The sequence below is a fragment of the Streptomyces sp. NPDC046197 genome (assembly GCF_040646295.1).
In the GTDB taxonomy this organism is placed as follows: domain Bacteria; phylum Actinomycetota; class Actinomycetes; order Streptomycetales; family Streptomycetaceae; genus Streptomyces.
This window is the reverse complement of the sequence record NZ_JBEYZY010000069.1, coordinates 1-18,212: the sequence shown is the minus strand read 5'-3', so window position 1 is coordinate 18,212 and position 18,212 is coordinate 1. Positions and strand designations below refer to the sequence as shown.

16 protein-coding genes, 1 tRNA gene and 4 pseudogenes are annotated in these 18,212 nt (G+C 68.8%); 14 read left to right on the top strand and 7 right to left on the bottom strand.

Annotated elements, in window-relative coordinates; translation table 11 throughout:
• Positions 1–91 precede the first annotated feature (91 nt).
• From AB0A61_RS40165 to AB0A61_RS40145, 5 genes are all read left to right on the top strand, one after another.
• Positions 92–541: a hypothetical protein gene (locus AB0A61_RS40165; protein ID WP_361304327.1), complete on the top strand. Its 450-nt coding sequence runs from the start codon at positions 92–94 to the stop codon at positions 539–541.
• A gap of 495 nt (positions 542–1,036) precedes the next feature.
• Entirely contained in the window at positions 1,037–1,309 is a 273-nt protein-coding gene (locus tag AB0A61_RS40160) for a hypothetical protein (RefSeq protein WP_361304324.1), read from the top strand.
• Positions 1,310–1,832: 523 nt separating this feature from the next.
• Positions 1,833–2,192 carry a hypothetical protein gene (locus AB0A61_RS40155; RefSeq protein WP_361304322.1) on the top strand — a complete coding sequence of 120 codons (360 nt, stop codon included), beginning with the start codon at positions 1,833–1,835 and terminating at the stop codon, positions 2,190–2,192.
• A gap of 23 nt (positions 2,193–2,215) precedes the next feature.
• Positions 2,216–2,764: a DUF6529 family protein gene (locus AB0A61_RS40150; protein WP_361304333.1), complete on the top strand. Its 549-nt coding sequence runs from the start codon at positions 2,216–2,218 to the stop codon at positions 2,762–2,764.
• A 207-nt stretch (positions 2,765–2,971) separates the two neighbouring features.
• On the top strand, positions 2,972–3,376 hold the full coding sequence (locus tag AB0A61_RS40145; protein ID WP_361304319.1) for an FAD-dependent oxidoreductase: 405 nt from the start codon (positions 2,972–2,974) through the stop codon (positions 3,374–3,376).
• A gap of 72 nt (positions 3,377–3,448) precedes the next feature.
• Here the strand turns inward: AB0A61_RS40145 and AB0A61_RS40140 are convergent, their stop codons facing one another.
• Together AB0A61_RS40140 and AB0A61_RS40135 are read right to left on the bottom strand one after the other, a co-directional pair.
• Positions 3,449–3,745, bottom strand: coding sequence for a winged helix-turn-helix domain-containing protein (locus AB0A61_RS40140; protein WP_361304316.1), 297 nt, complete (start codon positions 3,743–3,745; stop codon positions 3,449–3,451).
• 174 nt (positions 3,746–3,919) lie between these two features.
• A complete protein-coding gene (locus AB0A61_RS40135; protein WP_361304313.1) occupies positions 3,920–6,709 on the bottom strand; it encodes an AAA family ATPase in 2,790 nt (929 codons plus the stop codon).
• A 348-nt stretch (positions 6,710–7,057) separates the two neighbouring features.
• Between AB0A61_RS40135 and AB0A61_RS40130 the strand changes: the two genes are divergently transcribed.
• Positions 7,058–9,250, top strand: coding sequence for a hypothetical protein (locus AB0A61_RS40130; RefSeq protein WP_361304310.1), 2,193 nt, complete (start codon positions 7,058–7,060; stop codon positions 9,248–9,250).
• 231 nt (positions 9,251–9,481) lie between these two features.
• On the opposite strand, the pseudogene AB0A61_RS40125 reads toward AB0A61_RS40130, so the two are convergent.
• Positions 9,482–9,935 (bottom strand): annotated as a pseudogene (locus AB0A61_RS40125) (DUF817 family protein); the annotation flags it as partial.
• Here AB0A61_RS40125 and AB0A61_RS40120 point away from each other — a divergent pair.
• A complete protein-coding gene (locus tag AB0A61_RS40120) occupies positions 9,852–10,382 on the top strand; it encodes a DUF4232 domain-containing protein (RefSeq protein WP_361304307.1) in 531 nt (176 codons plus the stop codon). The pseudogene AB0A61_RS40125 and the gene AB0A61_RS40120 overlap by 84 nt on opposite strands.
• 101 nt (positions 10,383–10,483) lie before the next feature.
• On the opposite strand, the gene AB0A61_RS40115 is transcribed toward AB0A61_RS40120, so the two are convergent.
• Positions 10,484–11,101, bottom strand: a complete 618-nt coding sequence (locus AB0A61_RS40115; RefSeq protein ID WP_361304304.1) for a TetR/AcrR family transcriptional regulator C-terminal domain-containing protein — start codon at positions 11,099–11,101, stop codon at positions 10,484–10,486.
• 66 nt (positions 11,102–11,167) lie between these two features.
• Between AB0A61_RS40115 and AB0A61_RS40110 the strand changes: the two genes are divergently transcribed.
• The 4 genes and pseudogenes from AB0A61_RS40110 (at position 11,168) to AB0A61_RS40095 (ending at position 14,429) form a co-directional block, all read left to right on the top strand.
• Complete coding sequence (locus AB0A61_RS40110; RefSeq protein ID WP_361304330.1) at positions 11,168–12,430, top strand: beta-ketoacyl-[acyl-carrier-protein] synthase family protein; 1,263 nt, start codon at positions 11,168–11,170, stop codon at positions 12,428–12,430.
• Positions 12,427–13,432 (top strand): annotated as a pseudogene (locus tag AB0A61_RS40105) (IS481 family transposase). The gene AB0A61_RS40110 and the pseudogene AB0A61_RS40105 overlap by 4 nt, the downstream one beginning before the upstream one ends.
• Before the next feature lie 8 nt (positions 13,433–13,440).
• The gene (locus tag AB0A61_RS40100; RefSeq protein WP_361304301.1) at positions 13,441–14,043 is read left to right on the top strand and encodes a hypothetical protein; all 603 of its coding nucleotides are present in this window, start codon (positions 13,441–13,443) and stop codon (positions 14,041–14,043) included.
• A 312-nt stretch (positions 14,044–14,355) separates the two neighbouring features.
• Positions 14,356–14,429, top strand: a tRNA-Met gene (locus AB0A61_RS40095).
• A 370-nt stretch (positions 14,430–14,799) separates the two neighbouring features.
• On the opposite strand, the gene AB0A61_RS40090 is transcribed toward AB0A61_RS40095, so the two are convergent.
• From AB0A61_RS40090 to AB0A61_RS40080, 3 genes and pseudogenes are all read right to left on the bottom strand, one after another.
• Positions 14,800–14,994, bottom strand: coding sequence for a hypothetical protein (locus AB0A61_RS40090; protein ID WP_361304336.1), 195 nt, complete (start codon positions 14,992–14,994; stop codon positions 14,800–14,802).
• Positions 14,995–15,031: 37 nt separating this feature from the next.
• A pseudogene (locus AB0A61_RS40085) lies at positions 15,032–15,190 on the bottom strand (acyl-CoA dehydrogenase family protein); the annotation flags it as partial.
• 189 nt (positions 15,191–15,379) lie between these two features.
• On the bottom strand, positions 15,380–15,970 hold the full coding sequence (locus AB0A61_RS40080; protein WP_361304298.1) for a helix-turn-helix domain-containing protein: 591 nt from the start codon (positions 15,968–15,970) through the stop codon (positions 15,380–15,382).
• A 154-nt stretch (positions 15,971–16,124) separates the two neighbouring features.
• On the opposite strand from AB0A61_RS40080, the gene AB0A61_RS40075 reads away from it, so the two are divergent.
• The 3 genes and pseudogenes from AB0A61_RS40075 to AB0A61_RS40065 all read left to right on the top strand — a co-directional run.
• Entirely contained in the window at positions 16,125–17,210 is a 1,086-nt protein-coding gene (locus tag AB0A61_RS40075; protein WP_361304295.1) for a DUF2855 family protein, read from the top strand.
• A gap of 67 nt (positions 17,211–17,277) precedes the next feature.
• Positions 17,278–17,928 (top strand): histidine phosphatase family protein, encoded by a 651-nt coding sequence (locus AB0A61_RS40070; protein WP_361304292.1) that lies wholly within the window; start codon positions 17,278–17,280, stop codon positions 17,926–17,928.
• Between the two features lie 99 nt (positions 17,929–18,027).
• Positions 18,028–18,212, top strand: a pseudogene (locus tag AB0A61_RS40065) (NADP-dependent oxidoreductase); the annotation flags it as partial.

Below are 18,212 nucleotides of genomic sequence, written 5' to 3'. Positions count from 1 at the left end.
CTGCCCGGCAGCTCAAAGAGGCACTCGGCATCCGCAGCGTCGGCTACCGCCAAGGCGACCGCGAACTGGCCATCAAGGATCAGAGGCTGGCATGAACACCCAAAGATTCCTCGTCCCCACCCTGCGGTTGGTGACCGCTGCAACCCTCGCCGCCAGCGGATACATTCACGCCCAGCTCTACATCGACGGATACCGCTTCATTCACATCATCGGTCCCCTGTTCCTGCTCCAGGCCAGCGCTTCCATCGCCCTCGCTGCCCTGCTGCTGATCGGGACACCACCCCTGCTGCTGAGGATCGCCGCGGCAGGCGTCGCGCTCGGCGCTCTCGGCGGCTTCACCGCTTCGCGCACCGTAGGAGTGTTCGGATTCACCGAGCACGGTCTGCAGCCCGCACCACAAGCCGTCCTCAGCCTCCTCGCTGAAATCGGCACGCTGCTGCTCCTCGCCATCTGGCAGGTGACCGTGACCAGACAACCCCGCGCTGCCCGACCGCCCGTCAGGACACCCAACTGGGCCATCACCCGCACACCACCCAACTGAACCACCGCCACACAGCCGCCCGGGATGCCCGCGTCCTGGCTCGGGGTGCGGCGGGACCGGCAAAGCCACACACCGCCGCACGGCCTACCACGACAGAACGCCATGGCACCGCAGGGCGCTCATACGGGTGCTCACCGGTTGCCAGGATTTCGTGTCGGCCCAGGCACTCCACGCCCTGCTGCTTGCCGAAGCCCCCTCGCTCGGCCTGACCACCGACCACTCTCTACCACGCTGCGCGAGCCGCAGGAGGACAGCGGTGTGGATGCTGGACGCAAACAGAGGCCGGCCGGGCGCACCCGTCGGCGTCCCGCCGACCGGCACCGCCACCCCCAGCCGTGCCGCGGCTGCCGCACACCCCGCCCGCGGACACCGACATCGTCGAGAGGGGGGCCAGTCGCAACGCTTGCGACATCGGCTTCGTCGCCGAACACACCGCCGACCTCACCGGCGCCATCTGCGCCGCCCGCCCCTCATACCGGACCAAGGAGTACCCCCATGTACCTGGAACCGCGCCCAGGAATCGCCTGGCCGAGCCCGCACCTCCGCGAACTGAAGGATGTCGTACGCGCCCTGCTCGGCCTGGACGACGACACCGCCGTCATAATCCGCCCACTCATCCGTGGCGAAGTCGGCTACCCACCGCTGGAGACCGTCGTCGAGGTGCTGCCCATGGACGGCGAGGCCCACCGCTGGACGCTCCACCGCCCCGCCGAGCAGATCACCGAGAACGAGCTACGGGCCGTCCTGCTCCACCACCGAGCGAGCTGACCGGGACCTGACCTGACAGCCCCTGGACCCCGAGAACTGCGCGACGAGCGACTTGCGGTCACCGCACCGGCCGGCGTCCGCGTCTTGGGATATACCACCCCTCAACCGCATCCTCACCAGGACGACTTCGGCGTCCGGGTCGCGGCGGGTGAAGCCCTTGCTCCTGCCGGGGCTGATCCCGGCCAGGCCGGCCTGTCGCATCAGCCGCTCGACCAGGCGGGCCAGTGGGAATGGACAGGACCCGAGCACCCGGGCCCAACTGGGAGAAGAGATCCGCTGGGGTCGTTTCCCGCGGCTGCCTGGATGCGCCGTCCGACACCATGGAGCGCTCATGAAAGGAATGGCCGCGGCGACAGCGCCGGCGGTTTCCGCCGTGCCGCTTGCTGCTGCAAGCGGCTGTCCGAGCCGAACGATCTCGTCCGCCTGCGCCAGGCCCACATCTGGAGCGCTGTCAGCGGGCATCCCCGTATGCATCGGCTCGGCCGCACCCGGCAGCGCGACAGCTGCCACTGGCACGGCCACGGTGCACTTCAGCAAGCTCGGCCCCATCCTGGATGACGCCAAGGGCCGGACGCTCTACCTCCCCGAGGCCGACCAGGCGACTACGCCGACCGGCGGCGGAGCATGCGCGTTCGCCTGGCCGCCGCCGCTCACCTCCGGCACGCCCAAGGCGGACCCGTTTGCCAGGAGCAACCCGATCAGCACCTCGAAACTCTCCAACGGCATCCCTCAAGTGACCTACACCGGGCGCCCGCTGCACTGCTTCGCGGGTGACACGACGGCCGGTGACACCAACGGCGAGGAAACCAGCGCGTCCGGCGCCACAGTGGTACGTCGTAAACGCATCCGGCAGCAAGGTCGAACCCGATTGATGCGGGACTGATGACCGGGCACACGGGCGCGCGGATGCGGCGTCCCGCACGAACGGTGGCGGGCTTTTTGGCTGCTTTGCTGCCGGTCGCGGTCGCGGTGGGGGTGTATGCGTTCGGCCGCACGCACACCCCCGACTACACCAGCGGCCTGTTCGGGCGGCACGGTGTCGGCGTCAACGATCTCAAGGCACGCCTGGGTAGCGCTCTGATGGCACTCGCGGTCGTCCAACTGCTGCTCGGGCTGTGGATGTACCGGCGCCTACCGGGAGCGGGGGCCGCCCCGCACCGGGTGCACCCCACACACCGGCTCATCGGCCTCCTTGCCTTCCTGCTCTCGCTGCCCATCGCCTACCACTGCCTCACCGCCTATGGAGTTGAGTTCACGAGCAGCCGAGTGGCGGTGCACTCCATCACGGGTTGCGTCCTGTACGGCGCGTTCGTCGCCAAGGTGCTGGTGCTACACAGCCGCCGACTGCCCGGTTGGGCGCTTCCGGCCGCCGGCGGCGCCCTGGTCACCGCCATCGCACTGACGTGGTACACAGCCGCCTTGTGGTTCTTCGCCGGCTCCGCCCCCGGCTTCTGACCGTGCTATCGCCGAGGCCCGCCATGGCCTGCCGGCAGCCCTGTTGCAGATCGGACATCGCGCTGCTCCGTGCCCATCGCCTCTCTCGGCCGCATTGGCCGCCTGCACGGCCGCGGGCGTCACCTTGGCAGCTGGGACGAGCCGGCCGCGAAACTCGCAGCCGGCCTGGACGACCGGGTGGCGACCACGCGGAGAGGCAGGACCGAGATGAGGGCGAAACCGACCTTCGTGATCGTCGGGGCGAGCCTGGCCGGGGCCAAGGCCGCCGAAGCGCTGCGCGAGCGCGGTTTCGACGGCCCTATCGTGCTCTTCGGGGACGAGCCGGATCCGCCGTACGAGCGGCCGCCGCTGTCCAGGGGGTACCTGATGGGCAAGCGGGAGCGCGAGGCATTCTTCGTGCACCCTGCGCAGTGGGACACTGACCACGAGATCGATCTGCTCCTGGACAACACAGTCACCACGATCGACCGCGAAGCACGCGGTCACCGCCTAACCGTTGCTGCGGCTGCTCTCTCCGTGCTGGTTAGCAGCACATGGCGGCGATCGACCAGCGGCGCCAGGACCGGCCACGTACCCGCACCACGGGCGTGTGCCCACGCCGGCCCCGGGTGACGGCGCGCGGCGGTGTCATCGAGCACCCGGCCTCGTCCTCGAAGACGATGAAGGCTCCCAGCGCCGCCGCAGTCATTCCACCTGCGGCCACACATCCTTCTTCCACAGCTCGACCGCGTGCTCGTCGCGCTCCACAGCCCGGCGGGCGGGACACTGCCAGGACCAGCCGTGCCAGTGCATGAGCCGACTCACCCCGGCCGAGGAACAGTCGATCCGGCACTTCCAGGCGATCAGCGCTCTGATCCGGGCCAGGGTCCACCGCTGCTCTTCCCAGCCGTGCTCGGCGGCCCCCAGTACCAACTCCTTCTCCGGCTCGGCGAACTGGTCATCGGACAGCTTCGGCGGTTTCGCTGGGCCCGTCCGGCTCACGGATCTCCTGTGGCTGCTACGACGCGGCGCGACTAGGAACGCCTTCGAGATCTATGCGCTGCGTGCTGACTGCATCAACTGGCGCCTCCAGTTCTATGAGCTCCTGGTCGGGGGTGGCGTCTCGCTGCGGGAGATCCCGATGACACCGTCCGGGGACCGATGTACTGCCCCGAGTCAGGGCTCTGCGTCGATGAAGCATCGGGTGAGTTCGACGCGTGAGCGTATGCCGAGTTTGGCGTAGATGTTGCCCAGGTGGTACTCGATCGTCTTGACCGATAGGCACAATGCGTCAGCCGTCTCCTGGTTAGTTGTGCCTTGGGCGACCAGCCGCGCTACCTGTAGTTCGTGTGCGGTGAGTTCGACGTGTTCTTTGGTGTTGTCGGTGCGTCGTCCGCCTACCGCGCGCAGCTCTGTTTCTGTGCGGTGCAGCCAGGGTGTGGCACCGAGTTGCCGGAATAGGAGCAGCGCGGCTTCGAGTTGTTCCCGTGCCAGAGCCCTGCGTCGCGCCCGACGGCGGCGCCGGCCGAGCGCGAGCAGCGTGCGTGCGGTGTTGTACCGGTCGGGGCAGAGGGCGTGGAGGTCCAGTGCGATGGCGAAGTACTCCTCCGCTTGGTCTTCGTCTTTGGCGAGCATGGCTTGGCAGCGTGCCAGCGACGCGCGGACGGTGGCGGGTGCGGCGTCGGTGACGCTGCCGGCCAGGTCGGCGAGGGCGGCGCGCGCTCGGTCGGGGCGGTTGATCCGAAGGCAGGCTTCAACCCGGTCTGCGGCGTAGGGGAAGACCGCGGGATTGCGCACTCCCAAGGCGCTCACGCGTTTGTGCAGAGAGGTGAGCCGATCTGCGGCCCGGGCATCCTCGCCCAGCGCTAGTTCCAGTTGTGCCAGGGCCAGGAGGGCATAGGGCGTGACCAGATCGGATCCTGCTGGTTCGAGCAGGTTCAGTGCCTGTGTGGCGTATTGCTCGCAGCGCTCCCGGTGACCTTGTGCGGCTTCGATCTGAGCCAGGGTGCTGGCTGCGTAGCCGACCAGGAGCGGTTGGTTGAGTTCGGTGGCGAGGGAGACGCACTCCGCCGCTGCCGCGTAGGCCGCATTCCAACGTCCGTGCCGCAGCTCGAGTTCGGCCAGGACACTGATCAAGGTTGGCAGGCGCTCCGATGCCTGGGCGCCGCGCAGGCGGTGCAATCCGTGCTCGAGCAGGCGGCGGGCGCAAGTGTGGCGGTCCAGCCACATCAGATCCATGGAGCCGAAACCGAAAAGCTCGACGCCCTGGACCAGTGGGTCGGCGGTCAGGAGGTGCTCAAGGCAGTCGTCGAGCAGCGCAGTGGCAGTACCGATCTCATCGACCAGCAGCAGAGTATGGATGCGCTGCACTGCTGTGGCCATGGTGTCGGCTCCGTCGGTGGCGAGGGCCAGGGCGTGGCCGTCGTCAGCGGCGGTCCGCGCTTGCGGAACGAGGCCGCCGATGGCTCCCACCGCTGCGGCGGTCGCCAGCAGGTTGGCTGCGGTGGCCGGTGCTGTGTCCCGGGCCGTCGCGGCGGCTTCGGTCAGTTGGGCGAATACTTGGCGGGGGGCGATCCGGGTCAACTGAATCTGGTTGCGCACGTGTTGGATATCTGCCGTCAGCTGTGTATCGCTGGTCCACTCCAGCGCTTGGGCAAGCAGGGTGAGCGCGGTCTCCGGAGAGCCGGCAAGGTGCGCGCTGGTTGCTGCGGCCACTGTGCGACGGGCGCGGAGCTCTGCGTCATGGGTGAGTTCACCTGCACGCAGATAGGCGGAGCGGGCGGCGCCAAGGGCTCCGCGCATGCGGGCCCGGTCGCCGGCCCGAGCGAGGGCGCTGGCTGCCTCCTCGTCGGCGCCGAGCGCGGCGGCGGACAGATGCCAGGCACGCTGGTCTGCCGAGACGGCGCCCTGGTCCGTCAACGAACGGGCAAGCAGCGCATGAGCGTTCCTGCGTTGTGCCGGCGAGGCCTCGTAGTAGACCGCGGAGCGGATCAAAGGATGAGTAAACGCCACCTGGCCACGGGCCAGTTGTACGAGATCGGCGTCCTCGGCGGGCTCGAGGTCATTCAGGGATCCCTGCCCTAGTGCCGCTTCGATCTCAGCCGCGTCCGCAGTGTAGCTGGTGGCGCACACCAGCAGGGCCGACCGGGTGGCGGACGGAAGGGGAGCCAGTCGACGCCTGTAGACGGTGATCAGAGCACGTGGTGGAGGGAGCGGCGGTTCGGCTGCGCCCACACCACCGACGGGTATCCCGGACGAGGACAGCTCGATCAAGGCCAGTGGGTTGCCGCCGGTGTGGTACATCAGCCGTTCGAGCTCGCTCTCCTCGACCGGGGTGCCACGCACCCGGCAAGCCAGCTCCCGTGCGGGTTCATCGGCCAGTCCGGCCAAATCGACTACCGGATGACCGCCGAGGTCCACTGGGCACGGGACGCCCGAACGTGCCCCCATGACGACGGCGACTCCCTCCGCGAGCAGTCGCCGTAGAGCGAAGCTGAGCGTGGTCGCCGACGCCTCGTCCATCCACTGCACGTCATCGACAAGGACGACGACCGGCGCAGCCTCCGCGAGCAGCCCCAAGGTGCCCATACCGATGGCAATGCCACTGGGCGCGCCCTCGCCGGGCGTGGGCTCGGCCAACGCAAGGGACACGGCCAAGGCGCGGGCCTGCGGCGCCGGTAATCGGGAGATGAGGTGAGTGATCGGCCTCAGCAGACCGCTGAGAGCGGCAAAGGCCAGTTCGGCCTCACCTTCCACGCAGCTGACACTCAACGGGACCACACCGGGAACCGTGGCGACCGTCGCCAGCAGGGCGGATTTACCGATACCGGCCTCACCGCGTACAACCACAGCGCCGCTGCGGCCGGCCAGCGCCGACGTCACCAGCGCCGTCAATTGCTCAATTTCGGCGTCCCGGCCGACCAACCGACCGCCAGAACGGCCTTGTGTCCCAGCGTTGCTGTACATCCTGTCCGCCCACGGCTGCCTCGTCTCCTCCCGGACAGCTCGGCCGGTGGGGTCTCTCGTCGACGCCCCGCGCGGCCGGCTCAAGCATAGTGAGGTCGCCGCTCGACTGGGCGACTTTCGGGGAGTCGGCAAAACGACGCAGGCGGTGCCCGTACGAGCTCGTCTGCCAATTGTCAGGGATGAACTACTAGGGAATCCCCTGATCCGGGAGGGCCCCGTCGTGCCCGATGCTGGTGCCGTTGAACGCCGCTGTACTGAGAAGGAGCCCATGAACGCCATGCGCCTGTCACCTACGGTGCTCCGCTCCCTCTTTCCCTGCACTCGCTCTTGGAAAGCGGGTGTCAGGACATGAGGTCTCCCTCGCGGTTCACGACCGTGCTGGGCTTCATCATCACTGCGCTGGTGCTCCCGGTCGCCACGAACATCGCCATCGCCGTCGTACCCGATGCGGTCAAGCCGTACCTATGGCTGGCCTGGCCAGCCGCAGCGATATCAGCCGCCGTGGCCGCGGCGCTGGAGGTACGCCGTCACCGCGCCGCGACGGCCTCGTCCACCTCCTCAGTTGACGACGCCGCGCGCCTGCGCCGGGCGGTGGAGGAACTGGCGCAGACAGTGCACCGTCAGTGGACCGCCGAGGCGGGTATACGGATGCTGCACGGGCCGCACACTTTGAGTCTGAGGTGGGCCTCCACCGACCGGCCGGTGTCCGCGCCCGCGTCCGCGGTCCTCGGTGACGGCGTGGTGGGCGGCCGGCCCCTGCGGCTGCGACTGCACGGCGGCATCGAGGAGCTCGTCACCACACTCATCCGGCTGCCCAGGCAGCGGATGGTCCTGCTCGGCGACCCCGGGGCGGGCAAGACGGTGCTGGCCATCCAACTCACCTTGAGGTTGCTGGAGTACCGGCGTCACCACGGCGGACCGGTAGCGGTGTTGCTCACCCTGTCCCGATGGGACCCGCACGCCGAACACCTGCACACCTGGGTGGCCCGGCGGCTGGTCGAGGACTACCCGGCCCTTGCCAACACCGACGTCTATGGCCCCGAGGTCGCCTGGCGCCTGGTTGCCGACGGCCACATCACACCTGTCCTGGACGGTCTGGACGAGATGCCCGCCGGGCTGCACGCGGCCGCGATCGACGCTCTCAACCGTCTTGCCCCAGAGCATCCCCTGGTGATCACATGCCGCAATGCCGAGTACCAGACCGCCGTCGCCCTCGGCGGCATGGCGCTGGCCACCGCAGCGGTGGTGGAGTTGCAACCGGTCGACGTGCCAGAGGTCATTGCATTCTTGTCAGCCGACAGTGTTCCCGGTGACAGCCGATGGGCTCCGGTGCTGACCCACCTGGCTGCCTACTCCGGGGGGCCGCTGGCTCAGGCGTTGTCGTCCCCGTTGATGGCCGCCCTCGCCCGCGTCGTCTACTCCGCGCCTGGCACCGATCCGGCCGAACTGCTCGCACACGACCGGTTTCCCAATAGGTCAGCCCTCGAAGACCATCTGCTCGACGCGTTCGTCCCGGCAGCCTACACCCAGGATCTGGCGCCGCCGCCCGTGGTGGGGCGCCCTCGGCCGGACACGTCGCCGTACTCGCCGGAACCGGCCCAGAGGTGGCTGGCCTTCCTCGCCCATCAGCTCCAGGAGCAGCAGACCCGGGACCTTGCCTGGTGGAGGCTGCACGAAGTCTTCTCCCCGGCCAGAAAGCGGCTGGTGGCGCTTGCATTCCAGCTGGTGTCCGGCCTGGTCGCGGGGCTGGGTATGGCGGTCGGTGTCGGCCTCGCGGTCGGTCTCACGGCCGGCGTCGCAGGCGGGCTGGGGGCCGGATTGGCGATCACCTTGCCCGCGCCTCCCGGATACGTCAACCTCCGGGTGCGAGGGCGCCTGCGGCTGCTCAGCCAGAAGATCGCTCAAGGCCTGCTGATCGGGCTGGTGACCGGCGTCGGAGCGTTGCTCACCATTGGTCTGGCCGCGCAACTCGGAGCGGATTTCGCGGGCGGACCGACGGCGGCACTAACGGTCACGCTGGGAACCGGAGTGGGGGTGGGCATCGGCTTCGGGGCCATGATGTGGCTGCACACCCCGGCCGATGCGATCCGCTCGCCGAGCCCGCCGTCAGTTCTGCGGGACGACCGGCTCATCAGCTCCATCCGGATCGTGGTTGAGTCGTTCGGATCCGGGCTGCTGGCCGGGCTGCTGGTCGGAGAGCCCGGATTCGGTCTCGCCACCGGCGTGTCCACAGCTGCCGCGGCCGGATTCGGGGGCGGTCTGGCCATCGGTCTCACCGACCGGTTCGTGGACCGGTTCAGGGCTCCTGCGCACATGGCCAGCACCTGGGGCTGGTTCCTCCTCGCCCGGTCTTGGTTCGCTCTGCGGGGCGAACTGCCTTGGCGGCTGATGGGCTTTCTCGACGACGCGCACCGGCGGGGTGTGCTGCGGCAGGCCGGAGCGGTCTATCAGTTCCGCCACGCCCGCCTGCAGGACCGCCTCGCAGCACAGTCACGCCAGTCGACTCCCAGAGCCAGGGACGGACGGATCCGACAGCGATAGCCGGTGATGTGGGACGGACAAAAGCTGCAATCTCATCAGCGGACCAAGCAGAGCAAGCCGTCCCGAGTGCCTTAGCGGCGGCAGTGCGTACCTGGCACCGGTAGGCGGTGTTTTGTCCATAACGTCGCGTACGACATCGCCCGGCCCGGGCGAGTCACCGGTGGAGATCTGCAGGGCCACGACTTCCTGCACCGCAAATGATGGGCCGAATGCCGCCGACGGGTTCAACCGTTAGGTTCTGTCTCTTTGGTCAGCGTCGTGCCCAGATGAGGGTGGCCGCGAGGTGGAGAGCGGCCTGGTAAGCGATGGCGTCCTTGACCGGCCGAGTGCCGCGAGCACGAATGTGACGCTGATGAGCAGAGCCCAGGCGCCGAACTTGCCGACGCCGACGGGCTGCCAGCCGTGCAGCTGGTACGGGTAGCGCCAGGCGCCCACATAAGTGGCGAGGTTCTCCGCCCCCCACAGGAAGAACCCGATAAGGACGAACGACAGCGCCAGCGGCATGCTCCGCTGTACCCCGCGCACCGCTGAAGCGTACGGAAGTGCCCGCCGTGACGGCCGCGAGGAGCGCCGCGAGGGGCCAGCGGGCGTCGGGCAGCCAGTGGTGGCTGAAGAAGTTGACGTAGACGCCAGCGGCCACCAGTGCCGTCGCCCGTGGCCGGTAGCGGCACAGTTCCAGGTCGAACCGGTCAGCCGCACGCCGCCACCAGCAGCGGTGCATCCACCACCTCACAGGCGGTGGGGAACCGCGCAACTGAAGTGGACTCTCACCCGCCTCGACGAACCCGCGAACAGGACGTCCAGGCATCTCGCTGTGGCCCAGCTCACCGCGACCAACACCGTACGCCACACGTGCACCTTCGATGGCTATCCCTGGGTCCGTGCCTTCAACGGCAAGGAGGAGGACACCATCGCCTCCCCGACCACACCAGGCGCCGCCCCGCGATGGATGCTTGCCCCTGGAGGCTCAGTACGGGTCAACCTGCGCTACAGCGAAGCTCGGGACCCGATGGGAAACTGCTTTCTGCCGCCCGAGACGAGCGCGCTACAAGCTCTCCCACCTCACGCCGATCCACGCGATAACGCCGTGCTAGTTGTTGCTGGCAAGCAGGTTCATGAAGCCTTGCTCTAGCCGCAACAGTGGAGTTCGTCGGCGACGGCGAACGTGCCGACCGCGACAAGGCAACCGCCGCGCGGGCGCACGTCGTCGCCGCAGCACCGTTCGACTGAGCGCTAGCCGGGCTCGGGTTCGTCGTGGATGGTCAATGCTCCGGCGAGGTCGAGGTCGGCGACAGTGCCGTGTGCCCCGGCGCGGACGAGCAGCACTGCGCCGAGCGCGGTGCTCCAGAACGTCCTGGCCTCCACGTCGAGCGGTCGACGGGCCCTCCAGCCGCGACCGTCGATGAGCTGGCTCACGAAGCGCTCGGATTGCCGGAACAGCAACTGGAGGTGCTGGTCGACCACGGGGGCGAGTTCGGGCTTGGAGATCCCGGCGGCGAGTGCTCGCGCGACCGATGGGAGCGAGGGCATGGCCAGTACGGCGCGGGCGATGTTGCGCCGAAATGTCGCCGCATCGGGGGCTTGGCGACCGATGCGCTCAATCCGTCGGGCGTCGTGCAGCAAGCCGAGAAAGGCGGCGTGCACGAGCAGCGAGTCCTTGGAGCCGAAGTAGTACGTGACCTGGTTGGGGAAGACGCCTGCCGCGTTCGCGATCTCAGCGACGCTCACCTGAGCGCCGGGCTGCTCCTTGCAGAGCTGTGCAGTTGCCTCAATCAGTCGACGCCTCGTCGCGCGACCGCGGTCACGCGAGCGAGCCGACGTTGACCGAGCTTCAGTTCGCTTCTTCTCCACACCTGAATTGTATGTGATACAACAATGCCTGCTTGCTTGTATCGCATACAAGAAAGGTTGAAGGGCATGCACCGGACTGAAGTCGTCGTGACCGGACTCGGCGCGATCACACCGCTCGGTGGAGACGTGGAATCCACCTGGACAGCCCTGCTTGCCGGCGAGTCCGGCATCCGCTGCGGCGTCCTGCGAGGCCAAGAGGACACCGGCCTTCCCGACACCGTCGCGGGGACGATGGCGATCGACCCCGCCGAGTCGCTGTTGCCGGTGCAGGTCAGGCGGCTCGACCGCTCGCAGCAGGCAGCCCTCACCGCGGCGGCGGAAGCCTGGGCCGATGCCGGTGCTCCGCGGGTCGACCCGGACCGGCTCGCATCATCGATCGGCACGGGCATCGGGGGCGTGCGGACGCTGCTGAAGGAAGACGACGTGCTCGAGGCGGCCGGGACGCGGCGCGTCTCGCCACGCACGGTCCCGATGCTCATGCCCAATGCGGCGGCGGCGCTGATCAGCATCGAATACGGCGCACGGGCCGGGGCCTACACGCCCGTCTCGGCATGCTCCTCCGGTGCCGAGGCAATCGCCCTGGGAGCCAGGCTCATCCGTGCCGGCGAGGCGGACGTGGTCATCGCGGGCGGGACCGAGGCCGCGATCACCCCGATCACCGTCGCCGGCTTCGCCCAGGCACAAGCACTGTCGCGGCACACCGCTGAACCCGCCTCAGCGTCCCGGCCGTTCGCCGCGGACCGCAGCGGATTCGTCCTCAGTGAAGGCGCCGCTGTCGTGGTGCTCGAAAGCGCCGAGCATGCCAGCACCCGAGGCGCGCGCGTCCACGCGGTACTCGCGGGCGCCGGTATCGCCGCAGACGCTCACCACATCACGGCGCCCGCTGCCGACGGTTCCGGTCAGATCTCGGCCATGCGGAAGGCCCTTGCGCAAGCCGGTTTGGCTCCTGAGCAGATCAGCCACGTCAACGCCCACGCCACCGGAACTCCGGTCGGCGACGTCGCCGAGGCGCGCGCGATCAGGCAGGTCTTCGGCCGCGCCACCGTGACGGCCCCCAAGGCGGCGCTTGGTCATCTCTTTGGCGCGGCGGGTGCGATCGAGGCGCTCATCGCCGTCCTCAGCGTGGAGCACGGCGTCATCCCGCCGACTCGCAACCTCACCTCGGCCGGCGTCGGGCCCGACATCGATCTCGATGTCGTCGCAGAGCGACGAGACGTCCCCCAGGAGGCCGTGCTCAGCAACTCCTTCGGCTTCGGTGGGCAGAATGTCTCACTCATCGTCACCGGCGCACGGCACCACGCGTCCCGTACGGCCTCGACCACACCATGACCCACGCGAACGCACCATTGTCCGTGGGGGGTCGCCGCCGATTGATCGAGCGTTGCAAAGACTCGTCCGATCGCGCATGCCGCCGCAGAGATGGGGATTTCCCGAGCAACGGCATCGAAATGGGTGAACCGGCACCGGCGACACGGCGAACTCGGGTTGATTGATCGAAGCTCGACGCCGCACCATCAGCCGAGTGCGACACCAGTCGGCGTGGTCACACGCATTGAGGAGATGCGGCGTGCCCACAAGTGGTCGGCCACTCGCATCGCCCACGAGCTCGCCGTCGACGGGGTTGTGGTCTCGCGTCGCACGGTCACCCGCCACCTGGCCGCCCTCGGTCTGAACCTAAGGAAGTTCATCGACCCCAACGGCGAGACCAATCGAGAGCTGCGGACGATCACTGCTCGACGGCCCGGCCACATGGTGCACGTCGACGTGAAGAAGACCGGCCGGATCCCCGACGGTGGTGGCTGGCGTATCCACGGTCGCGGAAGTCAACAGGCAAAGGCAGTCGAGCGCCGCAAGGGCAAGAGCGAGCGCGGCGGCTACGTGTACCTCCATTCCGCCATCGACGCGTATTCCAGGCTCGCCTACACCGAAGAACTTCCTGACGAGAAGGCGGCCACTGCCGTCGCGTTCCTCCACCGGGCACGAGTCTGGTTCGCTGCCCACGGCATCACCCACATCGAGCGAGTCGTGACCGACAACGGTGCCTGCTACCGCGCTGACGCATTCGCTCGAGCCCTGCTCGGGTCACGCCACCAGCGGATCACCCCGTACACGCCTCGACATAACGGGAAGGTCGAGAGATACAACCGCATCCCTGTCGAGGAGTTCCTCTACTCCCGCGCTTGGGTATCCGAAGACCAGCGTAGAGAAGCACTCGCGATCTGGAACATCCACTACAACTTCCACCGCCCCCACAGCGCCGCTGATGGAGGACCTCCTGCGTCGCGGCTACGCCAAGGCGTCAGTAATGTCCTGGCCTCCTACAGCGACTGAGGGGCCAGATGTTCGTCTTCGTCTTCGGGACTCTCGCGATCTGTGTACTGGCTCAACTCGGCTGGACACTCCTGTGGGTATGCACCCCACGATTCGACGCGCTATTCCGAAAGTCACCGGAGGCGGCTTTGGAACTCGCCCGTCGTGCCGAGGAGAGGGCGGAACTGCCCAAGGCCGTGCACTGGCTGCAGTGGGTGGAGCCTGCGGGCGAGGACAACGATGGTGGCCCGAAGGCTCGCCTTGTCGTCCTCGAGATCGCCCGGTTCCTGGTGGCAGCCAACCGGATCGACGTCCTGCTGGACGTGTTCCCGCCGGAAGGTGAGATCGACGCGATCTGGAAAGGACGTGCCCTGATCACCTGGACCTCCGTGTCAGGGCCGGTGGACTGGGAGGGGCGGCCCGACAAGTACTTCTACGCGCGCACGGGGATCCTGGCACGTGCCCAGCGGGGCGAGGAGTGCTACCTCCTGTGGACGTACGGCATGGAACCAGATGGCTCACCCGCAAGGCCTTGGCATCCGACATCGCGTAAACGGGGTCTGTTCACCGATGAGGCGCTTCCGTCCGACGAGTATCTCGGTACGTTCGTGGCGCACCACACGACTTACTGACTGCTTGATCGCCGATGGGGCATGTCGCAGGCGTCGGCAACGCGGCACACAAGAGGCCTGGTCGTCACCGGCTCAGCGTTGTGCAGGCCTACGCCAAGGCCTGCGACGCCTGTACGAACTCGACGGCTTTCCGTCCACGCGAGAGCTCGAGCGCCGCGCCGGCATGCACGGCGAGCTACCACACTGTGGCTCGGTCGACCGGCCTCTGGTCGACGGCCTCGTCCGGGGCGGCAGCTCCCGGCCGCCTGCAGGAGCCGTTCCCGAGGTCGATTGGGCCTGGCCGGGTCGATGCCGTACAGTTCAGCGGACCGACGCGGGGTGGAGCAGCTCGGTAGCTCGCTGGGCTCATAACCCAGAGGTCGCAGGTTCAAATCCTGTCCCCGCTACTCACGCAATGAAGGCCCGGTGTCCACCGGGCCTTCATTGCGTCTGGGTCCGCTCGGCCCGATCCTCGGGCGACCCGCGGTTGCCGGGGTGAGAAGGCGCCAATGGGGCAGCAGCGAGCCTGGGCGTTCTGGTTCCCGCGGCGATCTGGCCCGGTGGACCGGGGCGGTTGCTGAGTCGGTGCTGTCGGACTCGGTCTGCCCCGCCTCGTCGAGCCTGCGCCCCCGGGTGAAGCCTTCCGTCCCCCTCTCCACGCAGAACTCGGTGATGCCGTGGGCCTTCTTCTCGGGACTGGTCCGTGCGGCGGCCACGACGGGGTCGGCCGAGTAGCTGTGGGTGATGAGGGTCTTTGGCCTGTTGAGCACTCAGGTGTCAGCGTCCCTCGGTGGTGCGCACGGTCGCGAGATCGGAGGCGCCGCTGGGTTCGGTCATGCCGATCGCCGTCACGATCTGCCCGCAGCAGAAGCGGGGCAGCCGGCGGCGCTTTTGCCGCGGGGTCGTCAGATCGGCCGGGTACGGGGCGACGGTGTCGGTGTGGATGCCCAGGGCAGGAGGAGAGTGCCGCATTCACCCTGGCCGGCTCCTGCGCCAGCACGGTGGTGTACCGGTAGTCGCGCGCCTCGCCGCCCCCGTACTCCTCGGGGATCTCCAGCCCCAGGAAGCCCTGCTTGCCGGCCTCGGTCCACAGGTCACGCGGGATCGCGGCCGCTTCGATGAATTCGTCGGTGCGCGGGTCGACGTGGCGGTGCGGGAACTCCCGCACGGAAGCCCGGAAGGCCTCGTGGTCCTGCTTCGAACATGCGGCGTTTCGTGGCCCGTCACCTCTCGTCTGCCGACTGACGGCTTGCTCGCTCTGTGCTGGCGGTCAGCCTTGCGGGTGCGGCGCCGCCGTCAGCCACCGGCCGTGGCGGCCCGGCTATGAGCCGGATCGCAGGGCGCGCCGGTGCCGGGCTCAGTGGCGCGGCATGCGCAGCGCGTTCGTCCAGAGCCGGGTGACGGTCTCGACCAGCGTGTCGAAGGGCACGGGCTCACCGAGCGCGAAGGTCACGTATGCCAGGCGGCTGACCATCGCGCTCAGGGCTCGGGCGGTGATGTCAGGGTCGAGCTGCGGGTCGGCGAGGCCCAACTGCTGGAGGCGGGCTATGGCGGCGGCGCTGCGGTCGGTGAACACGCGCGACCGTTCCAGCCGCACTCGCACGAACTGCGGGTCGACGGCGGCGGCCTGTTCCATGGCGGCCATCAGGCCGGCGTTGCGGCGGTAGGACTCCAGATAGGCGCGGTTGGCGTCCTCGACTCCTTGCCACAGGTCCTTGCGCCCGCCGTCGCCGTCGTCACCGCCGTCGTTGACTCCCGCGTGCAGCATCTCGTCCTGCAGCCGTGCGAGGACGGCGGCGAACACGTCCTCCTTGGACGCGAAGTGCGTGTAGAAGCTGCCGGTGGCCACTTTGGCTTCGGCCGCGATGTCGGCGATGCGGGCGTCCAGGTAGCCGTCCCGCTCGAAGATCCGCCGGGCCGCGGCCACCAAGGCGTCACGGGTGCGCATGCCGCGCCGGGTACGCGTCCCGGCGGGCTGGGGCTGCGCAGGCTGTTCGGTGACACGGCGAGGGGACGGGTGTTCGGTTCCGGGGTCAGGGCAGGGCATGTGCGCATCTTAGCCCAGCATTGAATCCGAATCCGGATTCAAGTACGTTCCGGTCATGGACAAGACCACCGCTGCCACCGCCTGGAACCTGCTCGTGCGCCGCGACGACCTGTCGGCCGCGGAGCTGGCCGACGCACCGGTCCCGCAGGTGCGGGACGGCGAGGCGCTACTGCGCGTCGACCGGGTGGGCCTGACCGCCAACAACGTCACCTACGCCGCGCTCGGCGACTCGTTCCGTTACTGGGAGTTCTTCCCGGCGCCCCGCGCCGGCTGGGGCATCGTCCCCCTGTGGGGCTTCGCCGACGTCGTCGCCTCCCGGGTCGAGGGCATCGAGACCGGCAGCCGCTACTACGGCTACTACCCGTCGGCGAGCCACCTGCTGGTCCGCCCCGACCGCGTTGACGCGCGCGGCTTCCGGGAGGCCAGCCCCCATCGCCGACCACTGCCCCGGCCCTACAACGCATACGCCCTCACCACCGGCGACATCGCCTACGAGGCCGGCCGGGAGGACCTTCACGTTCTGTACCGCCCGCTGCTGTGGACCTCGTTCATGCTGGCCGACTGGCTCGTGGACAACGCCTGGCTGGGCGCGAAGAGCGTCATCCTGTCGTCCGCCTCGAGCAAGACGGCCTACGGCGCCGCCCACCTGCTTCGGGGGCAGGGGTGCGAGGTGGTCGGCCTGACCTCGCCGCGCAACCTCGCCTTCACCGAGGGCCTTGGCTGCTACGACCGAGTGCTGACCTACGAGGACGTCTCCCGGCTTGCGCGCGTGCAGACGCTGTACGCCGACTTCGCGGGCGACGAGCAGTTGTCCGCCCGGCTGAGCGCCCACCTCGGCGACCACCTGGTGCACCAAGTGGTCGTCGGCATCACCAACCAGGAACCCGCGCCCGCCGGCACCCTTGCACAGACGGGGCCGGGCATGTTCTTCGCCCCCGACCAGATGCGCAAGCGCATCGGCGACTGGGGGCGGGAAGGGCTGGATGACCGTTTCGCCGAGGCGTGGAAGGAGTTCCTGCCCGTGGCCGAGGGGTGGGTCGACCTCGTGCACAGCAAGGGCCCCCAGAGCCTCGAACGGGTCTGGCGCGAGGTCCAGTCGGGGCGGACCTCGCCGCGCACCGGCCACATCATCACCCCGTAGCGATGGCCGTTGCTCGACGTGCGGCCCGTTGTACACGCCCGCCCTCGTCCCCCTCGAAAGGTCCCCCATGCCGGTCATCCACCTCATACGGCACGGCCAGGCGTCGTTCGGTTCACCGACGTACGACGTGCTCTCGGAACTCGGGCGACAGCAAGCGGCCGTCGTGGGAGCCGAATTGGCGCGGCGCGGGCTGCGCGACCCGCTCGTCGTCTGCGGCACGTTGCACCGCCAGTACGACACGGCCGAGCTGCTGATGAAGGCGGCCGGACTCGGCGGCGCCCCCGCCCGGGACCCGCGCTGGAACGAGTACGACCACCTCCGTCTCCTCGACCGCCACGGCCCGCAGGCGCCCGGGGCGCTCGCAGATTCCCGTGGCATGCAGCACCTGCTGGACCGGGCGCTGGAGGCGTGGATGAACGACCCGGACGACGACGGCTGGACGGCCTTCTCGCAGACAGCCTTCGCGGCCCTGGGCGACCTGGTCGCCTCCCTCACTCCCGGCCGCGACGCCGTGGTGGTCACGTCCGGGGGAGTGGTGGCCGCGCTGTGCGCAAGGCTCCTCGGCGCATCGGCCGCGGGGGCGGTCGGCCTCCACCGGGTCGCGGTCAACGCCGCCGTCACCACGCTCGTGGCCGGCGGATCCGGCATCGGCCTGCTGACCTTCAACGACCACTCCCACTTCGCCGGGGAGCGCCGGAACCTGCTCACCTACCGCTGATCGGCAGGACCCGCTCGTGGCGTGTGGCGAACGCCACTACCCCCGGCATACCAACTGGTCGGTATCCTTGCTGTTGGCCCGTGAACGACAGGAGACGAGATGTCCGCGACCAACCGTCAGATCCGTCTGGCAGCCCGCCCCGTGGGCGAAGTGAAACCCGAGGACTGGGAGCACCGTTGTGTGCCCGTCGAGGAACCGGGCCCGGGCCGCTTCGCGGGCCGCACGCGCGTCATCTCCCTCGACCCGGCCATGCGCGGCTGGCTGGACGACCGCCCCTCCTACCT

What these genes read in the sequence shown, in the direction of transcription:
- AB0A61_RS40165 (WP_361304327.1), top strand. Translation starts at nt 92, where the DNA reads ATGAACACCCAAAGATTCCTCGTCCCCACCCTGCGGTTGGTGACCGCT.
- AB0A61_RS40160 (WP_361304324.1), top strand. Translation starts at nt 1,037, where the DNA reads ATGTACCTGGAACCGCGCCCAGGAATCGCCTGGCCGAGCCCGCACCTC.
- AB0A61_RS40150 (WP_361304333.1), top strand. Translation starts at nt 2,216, where the DNA reads ATGCGGCGTCCCGCACGAACGGTGGCGGGCTTTTTGGCTGCTTTGCTG.
- AB0A61_RS40145 (WP_361304319.1), top strand. Translation starts at nt 2,972, where the DNA reads ATGAGGGCGAAACCGACCTTCGTGATCGTCGGGGCGAGCCTGGCCGGG.
- AB0A61_RS40135 (WP_361304313.1), bottom strand. Translation starts at nt 6,709, where the DNA reads ATGTACAGCAACGCTGGGACACAAGGCCGTTCTGGCGGTCGGTTGGTC.
- AB0A61_RS40130 (WP_361304310.1), top strand. Translation starts at nt 7,058, where the DNA reads ATGAGGTCTCCCTCGCGGTTCACGACCGTGCTGGGCTTCATCATCACT.
- AB0A61_RS40110 (WP_361304330.1), top strand. Translation starts at nt 11,168, where the DNA reads ATGCACCGGACTGAAGTCGTCGTGACCGGACTCGGCGCGATCACACCG.
- AB0A61_RS40100 (WP_361304301.1), top strand. Translation starts at nt 13,441, where the DNA reads ATGTTCGTCTTCGTCTTCGGGACTCTCGCGATCTGTGTACTGGCTCAA.
- AB0A61_RS40090 (WP_361304336.1), bottom strand. Translation starts at nt 14,994, where the DNA reads ATGCGGCACTCTCCTCCTGCCCTGGGCATCCACACCGACACCGTCGCC.
- AB0A61_RS40080 (WP_361304298.1), bottom strand. Translation starts at nt 15,970, where the DNA reads ATGCGCACCCGTGACGCCTTGGTGGCCGCGGCCCGGCGGATCTTCGAG.
- AB0A61_RS40075 (WP_361304295.1), top strand. Translation starts at nt 16,125, where the DNA reads ATGGACAAGACCACCGCTGCCACCGCCTGGAACCTGCTCGTGCGCCGC.
- AB0A61_RS40070 (WP_361304292.1), top strand. Translation starts at nt 17,278, where the DNA reads ATGCCGGTCATCCACCTCATACGGCACGGCCAGGCGTCGTTCGGTTCA.